General features: G+C 42.5%; 11 protein-coding genes. 7 read left to right on the forward strand and 4 right to left on the reverse strand.

Going from position 1 to position 12,867, the window contains the following annotated elements; all coding sequences use genetic code 11:
- The first annotated feature begins 96 nt into the window (after window positions 1-96).
- Both V7K69_RS27070 and V7K69_RS27075 read left to right on the forward strand, forming a co-directional pair.
- Window positions 97-525, forward strand: coding sequence for a hypothetical protein (locus V7K69_RS27070; RefSeq protein ID WP_335040178.1), 429 nt, complete (start codon window positions 97-99; stop codon window positions 523-525).
- 284 nt (window positions 526-809) lie between these two features.
- A complete protein-coding gene (locus tag V7K69_RS27075) occupies window positions 810-1,388 on the forward strand; it encodes a hypothetical protein (RefSeq protein ID WP_335040180.1) in 579 nt (192 codons plus the stop codon).
- Window positions 1,389-1,444: 56 nt separating this feature from the next.
- Here V7K69_RS27075 and V7K69_RS27080 read toward each other — a convergent pair whose 3' ends face one another.
- The gene (locus tag V7K69_RS27080; RefSeq protein WP_335040182.1) at window positions 1,445-2,638 is read right to left on the reverse strand and encodes a site-specific integrase; all 1,194 of its coding nucleotides are present in this window, start codon (window positions 2,636-2,638) and stop codon (window positions 1,445-1,447) included.
- Between the two features lie 381 nt (window positions 2,639-3,019).
- Between V7K69_RS27080 and V7K69_RS27085 the strand changes: the two genes are divergently transcribed.
- Window positions 3,020-3,634 carry an Arm DNA-binding domain-containing protein gene (locus V7K69_RS27085; RefSeq protein WP_335040185.1) on the forward strand — a complete coding sequence of 205 codons (615 nt, stop codon included), beginning with the start codon at window positions 3,020-3,022 and terminating at the stop codon, window positions 3,632-3,634.
- Between the two features lie 23 nt (window positions 3,635-3,657).
- Window positions 3,658-3,813, forward strand: a complete 156-nt coding sequence (locus tag V7K69_RS27090) for a hypothetical protein (protein WP_335040188.1) — start codon at window positions 3,658-3,660, stop codon at window positions 3,811-3,813.
- Here V7K69_RS27090 and V7K69_RS27095 read toward each other — a convergent pair.
- Window positions 3,806-4,627, reverse strand: a complete 822-nt coding sequence (locus tag V7K69_RS27095; protein ID WP_335040190.1) for an SDR family oxidoreductase — start codon at window positions 4,625-4,627, stop codon at window positions 3,806-3,808. The genes V7K69_RS27090 and V7K69_RS27095 overlap by 8 nt on opposite strands.
- A 190-nt stretch (window positions 4,628-4,817) precedes the next feature.
- On the opposite strand from V7K69_RS27095, the gene V7K69_RS27100 reads away from it, so the two are divergent.
- The 3 genes from V7K69_RS27100 (at window position 4,818) to V7K69_RS27110 (ending at window position 9,442) form a co-directional block, all read left to right on the forward strand.
- Window positions 4,818-6,497, forward strand: coding sequence for an ATP-binding protein (locus tag V7K69_RS27100; RefSeq protein ID WP_335040193.1), 1,680 nt, complete (start codon window positions 4,818-4,820; stop codon window positions 6,495-6,497).
- A gap of 222 nt (window positions 6,498-6,719) precedes the next feature.
- Complete coding sequence (locus V7K69_RS27105) at window positions 6,720-8,261, forward strand: sensor histidine kinase (RefSeq protein WP_335040195.1); 1,542 nt, start codon at window positions 6,720-6,722, stop codon at window positions 8,259-8,261.
- Between the two features lie 512 nt (window positions 8,262-8,773).
- A complete protein-coding gene (locus V7K69_RS27110) occupies window positions 8,774-9,442 on the forward strand; it encodes an AIM24 family protein (RefSeq protein WP_163929386.1) in 669 nt (222 codons plus the stop codon).
- Between the two features lie 159 nt (window positions 9,443-9,601).
- Here the strand turns inward: V7K69_RS27110 and alaS are convergent, their stop codons facing one another.
- Together alaS and V7K69_RS27120 are read right to left on the reverse strand one after the other, a co-directional pair.
- Window positions 9,602-12,244 (reverse strand): alanine--tRNA ligase, encoded by a 2,643-nt coding sequence (alaS, locus tag V7K69_RS27115; protein ID WP_335040200.1) that lies wholly within the window; start codon window positions 12,242-12,244, stop codon window positions 9,602-9,604.
- A 28-nt stretch (window positions 12,245-12,272) separates the two neighbouring features.
- Window positions 12,273-12,443, reverse strand: a complete 171-nt coding sequence (locus V7K69_RS27120; protein ID WP_335040202.1) for a hypothetical protein — start codon at window positions 12,441-12,443, stop codon at window positions 12,273-12,275.
- Between the last annotated feature and the right edge of the window lie 424 nt (window positions 12,444-12,867).

Below are 12,867 nucleotides of genomic sequence, written 5' to 3' on the forward strand. Positions count from 1 at the left end.
TTGTTTTATCGTACAGAGTAACTAATTTAAGATGATTGCATTTACGGGCTACAGCCTAGCCACACAAGGGCTTTAACTGTTTTCGGAGATGTCTACTTGATAACTCTAGGAGTATCTGTAACCCCTCAGCAGATTTATAGCCATAAAAAGCATTCAAAGCCCCTGCAACGCACAACAATAGCCCAGAGTAACCCGGTAGCCCCAAGGTTAACTACTAATGTCTCAGCAGATGGTTTGACCACCGATGACAGACAAGAAAGGTTACTGGCGATCGCTCTAGAGGCTGTTGATTCCCTAGCCGCCCAGTTCAATGCTGATAACAACCTAAGAGTTGCCAGGATGCTTAAGGAAATGGGGGAATGGGCTAGTCAGCTAGTTAAGGATCGGATGGCTAGGGAGACTCTACCAGAACCTAATATCTCGGTCAGTATTAACCTTGGTTCCCTTGAGGAGCAGCTTGGATTACCTGAGACTCATTTTCCAGACCTAAATACCCAATATCAAACAAAGGAACCTAATGATTAATCGCAACCAAGTATTTATTAAGTTTGATTTGAATACTGACCAAAGGAATATATTTGACCAGTTGACCCTGGCACAGCAAAGGCGCTTAATAAAAGTCCTTGAGGGTAAACAAAGGCAGCGCAGGGTTATCAAGGCATCATCCAACCCTAACCGCGCCAAGGCTAAACCTTTATCGAAATGTTCCGATAACCTGGGAAATATTTCGATTTAAGCCCAAAGTAGTCAAGCTCCCCCAGGTATTACCAGTACCAAAGGGAGCAACCAAAACAATAAAAAGATTCAATATGTCTATAACTAGTATAACACATATCTCCCTCAATGGGGAAAAGAGCCATAGCGATTATTTCACCGATACATTTGAGTCTCGGCTAGCCTGTGGTAACTCATGGAAATATAGCCTAGCTGAGTACCTTAAGACTCAAGGGTTAGACCGGGTTTACCAGCTAGACCAGTACATGACATACCGATCGGTTTATGGAAGTTACAAGCCTGACCCGGATAACTGGCGATCGCGGAGTCAGTCTAAGCTAGCCCAAGACTTATACCCAAAGTACCAAAGGGACATAAGAGTTATCCACAGAGGTAAAGGTTATAACATTGAAGTAAAGTCCAAATTAGGCATCTTTGAGAACCATAACATATTGGTAGGCGGTATAGCAAGCCGATGGGAGCGCTATCGGTTCCCAGTTCACTTTGTAGTTGCCATCGATCGCAACACAGGGGAAGCCAGGGTAACTGAGGCGGATAGGCTAACCAGAGAGACAAGCTGGTTAAGAATAAAATCTCAAGAGTTATCCTATGGAGTGCCCAGGCATTTATTTAGACCCTTGGACACTTGGCTAGACTTCCTGAAATCCCAGTAACTAACAACAAAACCCCTGGAATAGTCCGGGGGTTATTTAGGGGGTTAACCCGATCATTAGAGTTCTGGCAGGGTTAAGGGCACTGTATTACCCGCATAATGTTTCAGAATAATCTCTGGGCTATTTCCTACCAACTTTGCCACTGTAGAGACTGTTAACCCCTCAGCCAGCATTAGGGTAATGAAAGTATGCCGGGTATTATATGGGCACCGATAGCGATCTATTTTACCCTCATCTAATAACCCCTGAATAACCCCATTGTAGTTTTTGTTGCTTGTTCTGCCCCCTTTCCAGACCTGAGTAGAAAATCGGGTATTACTGATTATTCCCCCAGTAGGGCTAGTAAATACTGACTGATCTGGTAGAGGTTGGGTAGGTCTAATAGACATTAAGAGATTATTAAGTTTACTATTACATGGAAACTTCCTAGCCTTGCCTGTTTTAGTACCCTTCCTAATATTTAGCTGGCTATCATAGGATTCTGAGAAAGTAATCTGAGTGCAATCGGAGTTAATATGTTGCCATTGGAGCGCTATGGCTTCCCCAGTTCTACAGCCAGTCCAGAACATGAACTTAACAAAGGGCGCATAATGGGGTCGGGTATCCTCAAATGCTTTGATAATAATATTCATTTCTACCCTACTGAAAGGGTCAATGGCATCTGAATCATGCTTAGGTAGCTTGATGTCTTCTGACATTCCGGCAAATGGGTTATCTTTTGCCAGACCGGAGCCAACAGCCCATTTACAGCAAGCCGCTAGGTAAGTCAGTACCCTCTTAGCTGCATTCGGGGTTAGTTGGGTTAATAGATGATCTCTGATAGCGATCGCCTGACTCAAGTCTTTAGTCGGTAGCCCCTTGATATGATTAGTATACTTTCTGGCATAATCTCGCCTATATGTGGTAGAGGCTAGCTGAGGCTTCATATAAGCACAGTATTGCTCCCATAGCCCCATGATGTCTGTCTGCGGTGTATTAGGCTTAACTAGGGTTAACTGAGGTTTTCTGTAGCTATCTAGTTTCTCTCTGTAGCGCTCAAGGGTTGGGTCAAGCTGCCCAGTGATTATCTCTTCCTCTATCCAGTTGGCTACTGAATCAACCCTCCGCCGATTAATCTCATTAACATCCAGCCCAGTATTTAGATATCTGTTCTGACCTGCCTGGGTAACTAATCGGGGCAACCGGAGCCTTAACTTCCCTCGGTACTCCTCTACTCCTACATTACCCCTAGCGCTTTTTACTATGCTCATTTTGGCTATCAATGACCTTTATGCCCATGATGATAGCCAGTTTGATAGCCAAAGTCAAGATAGTTTGGCTGGATTATCGACCACAAGAGCGCTTGAGTGTCCAAAGGGTGTGAAGCTACCGGTCTGCAAAACCTCCACCCCCAGTTCAAATCTGGGTGCCGCCTTTTAAGAAATATAAGCTTTACAGGGTTTTCAAGCCCTTTTTTCTTGGGCGTTAAAGGCTTGTTTTAAAAGCCTTCAGAGATTTTTGGGGTTATTTTGGGTAGTTTGGGTAAAGAACTGGGGTAAAACTGGGGTAAAAATGTAAGTTAGAGGTCTTTACCCCAGTTAATTACCCTTATGGAATCTCAAAAAGCTTAAAGTATTGCCCGTCGGGGTTCAGTGCAGATTAAGAACTCTAACGGCAGTCTCCAATTAGTTTTTTCTCATCCTATTATTATGCCCACTGGAGAGCTAAAAACCAAGCGTTTCTATCTTTCAACAAGGCACGATGATACACCTTTTGGAAGACATCAAGCATCGGCTTTGGCGACAAAAATCCAGAGGGATATTGACTATGGAGAGTTTGATGCCAGTTTAGTTAAGTACAAACCAGCAGCTTCATTAAGCACCGTTACCCCAATTACCCCAATTACCCCTTCACTTAACCCCCAACTAGACTTGGGAGAATTATGGGAAAAATACGCTGAGTTTAAAAAACCACAGGTTAGTCCTTCTACTTATGCAGTTGACTACCGCAAGTATCACAATTACATTGCTAAGTTAGCAAATAAAACTTTAGATGATGCGATCGCAATTCGAGACTATTTACTTGCAAATCTCAGTGCTAATGCAGCTAAACGTACTTTGACAAATATAAATGCTTGCTGTGATTGGGCACTTACAGCGCTTCCGGCTATTATGCAATATAGTTTTCTCCTTGCCCCTCTGCTATCATTGCTTTCAGCTTTTAGGATGTACCTCATAGCTGCTGGAAGTGCTGTAAGAGTCAGCTGATTGAATCAAATCTCTTCCAAAGTATGGCAAAAGATATTCAGATACCGAAGTCAGAATCGGCAGAATATGAAATTAATCCCTTCACTAAGGAAGAACGAGATATCATAATTCAAGCATTTGAGGAGAGCAAACTCTACAACTACTATGCTCCTTTAGTAAAATTATTATTTTTTACTTAAGTTTAGAGAAAAGAGTTTCCCAATCAATTACAGGTGGTCTTTGTCCCTGGTTGACTATTTCAAAAATTTTCTTGGAGCTACTTGGCTGAAAAAGGCATTCCACGCAAGCGTTTGCTACATCAATCCGACTGGTATCACCCGAAAGTGTATCCCCAATGCCTATCACCACACCAGATTTACCACCTGTTTTGGCCTTTAGCAGTGTGTTGAGGTCGTATGAAGTATAAGGCCCGTCAATCAAGCGTCCTGGGCGGATAATCGTGTAGGGCAATCCTGAATTAATAATGGACTCCTCACCTTTTTGTTTGGCATCCAACACGCCAAAAGCATTAAGAATACTAAAAGGAAACTGATCTTTACGGTGAATTCCACAGGAAGAGACGAAAACGAATCGCTGCAAATTCTGGGGTGCTGCTGTAACTAGGTTGCTGACACCTTGGGCATCAACCTTGGCTGGACTATTCTTTGCTTTTGCTTCGCTAGATTTGGGGTTAAGGAAAGTTATTCCCCATTCAAGCAAGTTCGGGGGTTGGTCAAACTCCCATCGCGCAGAGGGAAAGGCGGTGGTTCCAGTACAACTGATGATGTGGGTGACATCTTGTGTTGCAGCTGGGAGTGTAGCTGGCTGGCGGATGTCACCAACGGCAATTTGCACTCTTTGGTTAAACATTTCTTCGGCTTTTGCGGTATTGCGTGTCAGAACGCGAACTTTCAAACCCTTTTCTAGGAGTTTGCCTACCACTAGTTGCCCGACTCCACCAGTAGCACCAGCAACTAGTACCAAATCTTCAGCCGAAGTTTCAAAAGAAGTCATAAATTGCCTTTGAGATAGTCTATTGCTAATCTACTCAAAAAATGCCGTCAAGACAGACTCAGATTAAAGATTTGGCTAATAGCTGTTGATTCTGTAGTTTTCAGACACATATCTGGGAATTTTAAAACCAGGGCAAATTTCCCAAAACTGAATCAGAACAGTAGCAAGTACTTGAGGTTTCGAGCAAGGAATGAAAATTAGTCAAAAATTAATTTCGGGTATTCTGGGAATGGCTACCATCTCAGTAATCGTTGGTGCGATTAGTGCCCATCAACAATTGAAGATGGCTAAGTATCTTGCTCAACAAGAAGCTGAAGAGGTTGCTGGATTACTGGGATATTTTGTAAGCCATGAGCTTGAATACCACGAACTGCGATCGCGTGAGAAAATGCTAGCCCATTTACAAGATCATGTAGAATCGCTACATAATCAACGTCAGCGCGATCTAGAAATTGTAGATCGTAATAAAATCATTCTGGCAGATGTAGTTGCAGAAGATATCGGTACGCGATTAGATCACGATCGCAATAATGAAGTTGGTAAAACTATTCAAGATGGGATACCAAGAACTTATGTTGAGTCCAGTCCTGAATACCCAAATGGGATTCAATTGATTGCTGTTGCTTTTAAGACTAACAACGGTGAAACAATTGGGGCAGTAATTTTGGAATATACACCGCTTTACAAAGCAGCACTAGCAACAGCCCAAAAGAATATTATTGTGACGTTGTTCATCACTTTGGGATGTAGTGTATTTGCTTTAGCAGCAGGTTATCTGCTCTCTAGAAGCATCTCAAAACCGATTAAACAACTCCAGCAAGCTGTGGTAAATCTGGCTGAAGGTAAACTAGATACTAGAGTTAGTATTCGCTCCCAGGATGAGATTGGCGAGTTAGCCACCTCGTTCAATAAAATGGCGGATGATCTGCAATATTCCAGAAATGAATTGGTCAACGCCAATGAACAATTACGAGACGAAATTACCGAACGCCAAGAAGCAGAAGCGGAACTTCAGCAAGCTCTAAAAGACCTGCAAAAAACCCAAACCCAATTAATTCAATCTGAAAAAATGTCAAGCCTGGGTCAACTAGTTGCGGGAGTTGCCCATGAAATCAACAATCCGGTTAATTTTATCTACGGCAACCTCGAATACACTGATGATTACACTCAACAGATGTTGCTGTTAATTAAGCTTTATCAAAAACACTACCCCTATCCAGACCTAGAAATTCAAAATGCTAACCAACTAAATGATATTGAGTACCTAATAGAAGATTTGCCTAAGATGTTAACCTCAATGAAAATGGGGGCTAAACGCATCCGAGAAATTGTTCTCAGTCTCCGAATTTTCTCTCGGTTGGATGAAGCTGAGTTTAAAACGGCTGATTTGCTTGAAGGAATCGACAGTACCCTGTTAATTTTGCAACATCGGCTCAAGGCACAAAATAATCGCCCTCAAATTGAAGTGGTTAAAGAGTATGGGGAAATACCGAAAATTCAATGTTTTGCAGGGCAAATGAATCAGGTATTTATGAACCTTTTGGCAAATGCAATCGATGCTTTGGAAGAGTGTTTCCAAAAAGAACTGTGTCCAAATCCCTTGATTCGTATTTCTTCGGGACAGGTAAATGAAAATGCTGTGATTCGAATTGCTGATAATGGATCGGGAATTCCACAAGAAATTCAGTCGCGTTTATTTGACCCTTTTTTCACCACAAAAGCAGTTGGTAAGGGGACTGGTATGGGATTATCAATCAGCTACCAGATAATTACTGAAAAGCATGGTGGATCTTTGGAATGTATTTCATCACCGGGACAGGGTGCAGAGTTTGTGATTGCAATCCCGATTCGCGCAGGGAAATTAGCATAATCATCAATCAGCGATCGCATAATAGGTTAAGTATGAGTGTTTTTCAGCCTATAACTACGTAGACGTAGCCTGGCGTAGACATCGCTACATAGGGGAAATTGCGCCCGAATTGTTCGGTTCTACCACTTTCAACAGTACATAAATGGTTATAACCTCGTAGGTAGTAGCGAAATGTCTACCTTAGACGCTGTTAGTCGCTCTTGAATTAAGGGGTGAAAGCCTGTGTACGAATGGATATTGCCAAGTTTGAGCGAAATCTTGGCCCAAAATCAATCAAGTGTGGCTGAATGTTCACCTGGTAAAGCAGAGCGGCAGTGGCGTGTCAGCCTCGCAGCAACTGAACATTTGCTATTAAATACTTTAGCAGCTAATTCAGTTGACACAACCCAAGGATTAGTTTTAGCTGCACCTGCACCCTTATTCAGTCAGCCAAAACTGACTCAAAACTTACAAACAGTAACTTTCACAGCAAAACCGTTTAATCCCTTGGCACTGATGCCATTTCAGATGCCAGATGCGATTGCACCTATAGATGAAGAAATCGCTCCTCATGAATCGGTACTTCCCTTATTACCTGCCGATCCTCTGGGGACAGAGCAGTTTTGCTTAGTTTTTACAGATAAATTTAGATTAGTACTGGTTTTAGCAACCCACAAAAACGGTAAAAAAACCTTTTCATTTTCTTTTGAGCCGGAAGTAGTAGAGCAAGCTTGGCGATCGCTAGGTGCGAGAGTAATGCTGGCTAATCCAGAATTTTTTGCTCGCCTGGATGTATTAGTACAACAATATTCTCCGGTAGCACCAGATTGCCGCATCATGATTCAGTTTAGTCAGTTGCTGCTTCAGGAATTAACAGAAGCAGAAGAGACTGGGGAAGAAGCAGGGGAACAGGTGGTCACTGAGCGTAGCCGAAGTGGAGCAGGGAGCAGGGGGAAAAATACCAATTCCCAATTCCCAATTCCCAATTCCCAATTCCCACTTGCCCTGAGCGAAGTCGAAGGGATGCCCAATCCCCAATCCCCAAATCCTGATGTCGAACTGCTCCAAGCCTTCGCTCACGAAGTCCGCACCCCTTTAACAACTATTCGCACCATGACTCGTCTGCTGCTGAAGCGGCGAGATTTAGATGCTAGTGTGATCAATCGCTTAAAAATTATCGATCACGAGTGTACTGAGCAAATTGATCGCATGGAGTTGTTGTTTAAGGCAGCAGAATTAGAAACTACTGCTTCTACAAAATGTTCCAAAACTCAACTCACACCGATGTCTTTAGATCAAGTGTTGCAGCAGAGCATTCCTCGGTGGGAACAAGCAGCGCATCGCCGGAACTTAACTTTAAATGTTGTTTTACCCCAGCAACTACCAACTGTGGTAAGTAATCCCATGATGCTCGATCAGGTACTCACCGGTTTGATAGAGAATTTCACTCGCAGCTTACCTTCTGGTAGCCATATTCAAGTGCAAGTTATTCCGGCTGGAGATCAACTGAAGTTACAATTATCGCCCCAATTTGGGTGCAAAGATTCCAGTAAATCCGCCACACCTGCAACGCCACCAATTCGCAAGGCTCTTGGTCAATTGCTGATGTTCCAACCAGAAACGGGTACGATTAGTTTGAATATTGCTGCAACCAAGCATTTATTTCAGGCGATCGGCGGTAAATTGATTGTGCGTCAGCGTCCACATTATGGTGAAGTTTTGACGATTTTCCTTCCCTTAGAAGTTAGCAATAAACATAAATCTGGAGCTAAAACTTGGGAGTGAATATTCATCAACTATTTTTTTAAATTATAAATATTCACTCTAAATTAATGTCAGTTAAAGATAAATACGGTTCAGTTAAGGCTAAAACTCTTTGTCAAAGTTAATTTTTTACGAACCACAGAGACGCAGAGGGCACAGAGAGAATAAAGAAATACTTAACTGAACTGTATCGAGTTAAAGATTCCTTTCCCTAGCTTAAATTTTCGTTCAACTCTGTCCCTCTCTGAATCGGAGAGGGACAGAGTTGAATATAGTAAAACCAGGGAGAGGTCTTTCTATTAAACTAATTTATCTCGCATTCAATTAAACAGTAATTAAATTTATCTAAGGGACTTGCAAAAAATAAATTATCCCAAATGATTTATAGATTTGTAGGGGCGCAAGTCCTTATGACGGGATATTTTTTTAACTGGAAGTCTCTACTTGCCATTTGTAAAAATAGATGCCAAAAATGTATATGAATTCTGGCTAACAGCCAAGTACATATTTGTGCAAAAAACAATAGGAAAGTTATGGCACATTTTGAAATAATCGAAAAAGAAAGCTTACGTTTAGTCAAGGTCACTTTGCAAAATGAAACAGTACGGACTGAATCTGGTGCTATGTACTATATTCGTGGCAACGTTCAGATGCAATCTAAAGCCCCTTCAGCAGGCGGGTTTTTAAAATCCTTAGCTACGGGAGAAAACATTTTCCGTCCTACATATACAGGTACGGGTGAATTATATTTAGAGCCGTCTTTAGCGGGATATCACATTCTAGAATTAGACGGTAGTGAATGGATTTTAGATACTGGCGCTTATTGGGCTAGCGATGGCAGTATAGAAGTAGGAATTGAACGAAACAAATTTGTATCAGGCTTAATTGGTGGCGAGGGTTTGTTTCAAACAAAAGTCAAAGGTAGGGGTAAAGTGGTAATGGTAGCACAAGGCCCTGTAGAAGTAATAAATTTACAAAATGACCGATTAGTTGTTGATGGAAATTTTGCGATCGCTCGCACAAATACCTTAAATTATCGCGTTGAAAAAGCTACCAAATCTCTTTTAGGTTCGATGACTTCTGGTGAATTTCTCGTCAATACTTTTGAGGGAACTGGGACTGTATTGCTTGCTCCCATACCCTATTGGAAAGTCATGATGATCCGGCAAATTACCGCCGCGCTACCAAAAACTTCTAGCTAATAGTCATTAATTATCAGTTTTATTATGTCCGCTTAAAGATTGATGTCCAGATCCCCGACTTCTCAAAGAAGTCGGGGATCTAATTTTTCACGAATGATTTAGTATTGCTATATTAACTCCAAAGCTAATAGCAACGAACTGGGGATTGTCAGATATGGGTTAAGCCAATGCGGACTTTAAATCACTTTCCGCTTGTCCCAACGCATCTGGTAATTTACTCGCATCGCGTCCGCCAGCTTGGGCTAAATTCGGTCTTCCGCCGCCGCCGCCGCCGCAAATTTTAGCGATCGCACCGACAAATTTACCAGCTTGTAAACCTTTTTTGTTAACTTCTGGACTAAAAGCTGCAACGATGCTGACTTTATCGGCTTCGGGAACAGAACCTAGTACCACTGCACCGTTACCGATTTTTTGTAACAGGCGTTCGGCTGCGGTTTTCAATGATTCTGGATCGACATTTTCTAATTGGGCGACAATAATTTTATGGCCGCCTACGGTTTCTGCTGTTTGTAGCAAACTGTCTGATTTAGCGATCGCTAATTGTACCTTTAAGGTTTCCAATTCCTTCTGACTATTTCTGAGTTCGCTTTGCAGACTTGTAATTCTGTCTGGTAATTCTTCGGGTTTCACTTTAAAGCGATCGCTCAAATCTTTAACTACTTTATCCCGCAGATTCAGATAATCTAGGATTGCTGGCCCCGAAACGGCTTCAATACGTCGTACCCCAGAAGCCACGCCAGCTTCCGAGATAATCTTAAACACGCCAATTTCAGCAGTATTGCTGACATGAGTGCCACCGCAGAGTTCCATTGATACACTAGGGAAGTCAATCACTCGCACTTCATCACCGTATTTCTCGCCGAACATGGCAACAGCACCCTTAGCTTTCGCCTCGGCTAAAGGTAATACTTCCACCTTTGCAGCATGAGCCTCAGCAATCCAATTGTTCACCTGTTCCTCAACTTGTTGAACTTCCTCTGCTGTCAACGCGCGGGGACAGTTGAAGTCAAAGCGCAATCTATCAAAGGAAACTAGGGAACCTGCTTGAGATATGCCCTCATCAACAATTTTCTTCAATGCCGCTTGCAATAGGTGCGTTGCGGTATGGTTAGCTTGGGCGCGACGGCGACAAGCCGGATCAATTTGGGCGGTGACGCGATCGCCTACGCGCAGTGTACCGCGTTCGATGCGTCCGAAGTGAACAAAGAAATCAGATTCTTTTTTAACGTCTTCTACGCGAACAACAATACCATCACCAGAGATATAACCGCGATCGCCAATTTGTCCCCCAGATTCGGCATAAAATGGCGTTTTATCGAGGACTATTTGTACTTGTGTCCCCGCTTCTACTTCTTCTTGAGAAACACCTTCTAGCAAAATCGCTTCGATTATTGCCGTCGTCGCCGATTGAGTGTAGCCTAAAAACTCGGTGACTTGGATGTGTTCTGCTAATTTGTCGAGGGAACCTTGGACAGTTAAATCGATGGTTTCATGTGCATCTCTACCACGTCCTTTTTGAATTTCCATTTGTGCCTCAAATCCCTCAGCATCAACTGTGAGATTATTTTCTTCAGCAACTTCTTGAGTAAGTTCAAGGGGAAATCCGTAGGTGTCATAAAGGGTAAATGCACTTTCACCACTAATTTGAGTGTTTCCTCGCTGTTTCACCTCTTGGATGATTTCTTCTAGAAGCTTTTCGCCTCTATCCAGAGTTCTGAGGAAATTGGATTCTTCCCGTTGCAACTCAGCTTTTATTGCTGCTTCCCGTTGACGCACATTGGGGTAAGCTGATTCCGAAAGAGCGATCGCAGTTTCGGCAACTTGGGTAGTAAATTCACCAGAAATCCCAATTAATCGCCCATGACGCACCACCCGCCGAATCAATCGCCGCAGTACATAACCCCTTCCCACATTGGAAGCGCGAATTTCATCAGCGATCATGTGGATAACAGCGCGAATATGATCGCCAATGACTTTTAGGGAAGTTTTAGTTTTTTCATCACTGCTGTGGTAATCAACACCAGCAATTTGCCCTGCTGTTTGGATAATTGGAAAAATCAGGTCAGTTTCGTAGTTATTGGGCACTTTTTGGAGAATTTGCGCCATTCTATCCAAACCCATACCGGTGTCGATATTCTTGTTTTGCAGCGGCGTTAAATTGCCGGAAGCATCCCGGTTATATTGCATGAAGACGAGGTTGTAAAACTCGATGAACCGGGAATCGTCTTCTAAATCTATATTTTCGTCACCGCGTTCTGGGTGGAAGTCGTAATATATTTCTGAACAAGGGCCACAAGGGCCAGTCGGGCCAGATACCCAAAAGTTATCATCTTCGCCCAAACGTTTAATTCTGGCTACCGGTACACCGATTTGATCACGCCAGATAGCAAAGGCTTCATCATCTTCTTCAAAAACGCTGACAACCAGATTTTGGGGAGAAAAGCCAAAGACTTGTGTAGAAATTTCCCAGCCCCAAGCGATCGCTTGTTCTTTAAAATAATCCCCAAAGCTAAAATTACCGAGCATCTCAAAAAAGGTGTGATGCCGTTTAGTGCGTCCGACATTTTCGATGTCGTTGGTACGGATACACTTTTGTGAAGTTGTAGCCCGCTTAAATTCTGGTGTCCTCTGCCCCAAGAATATCGGCTTAAATGGTAGCATCCCCGCGATCGTCAGCAGTACGGTTGGATCTTCTGGCACGAGAGAGGCACTTGGGAGGATTTGGTGACTCCGTTGGGCAAAGAAGTTGAGGAATGTGTTGCGAATTTCGTTACCGCTTAGGTACTGGGGATTTGAAGACATAGGTGTTTTTAACTTGAGACTTTAGACTCTAGACTTGGGCGTAGCGGCACTGGGTAAGTGTATTTTCATAAATAGCTTTATATATTCTTGCATTTTGTTTCATATTACCGCCAGCAAATTGTCCAAGTCTGTGAGCTATACGCAGTGATGAGGATGCTTTTAGACCCACATTATCTAACTCTGGTAGGATGTGCTGCATCTGCGCCCGTCCTAGACATCGTATTTTGGTCTTTAAGATTAATCCTTAAGTCTTTAAGATTAATCCTTAAGAAATAGTTTAAAATTCCCATACTAGGGTAGCAAATGGCACTAAAACTGAAAGTATCAAATATTGCTTGCCTTACTAAGGGCGAAATTCAACTAATTTACCCACATTAGGGGCAGGTTTTGACATCAAACTTTTTATTTAGCTTTTTTTCGAGATTTTTATGATGGTGCAATCAATTAAACAAGCAGTTAAACAAAAGATGTGACTTAAGCAAAGAAACACAGATAAAGTACATAGGCAGAGATATTTTATTTATCCTGCTAATACATTGTGAACCCAAGTTTCACTTCTCACTTAATTTGGGTATTTTTCACCTGATAAATTCGCTCTGTAATTCTAGAGCTTACTAGTGTCA

Source organism: Nostoc sp. (assembly GCF_036917775.1).
Lineage (GTDB): Bacteria > Cyanobacteriota > Cyanobacteriia > Cyanobacteriales > Nostocaceae > Nostoc.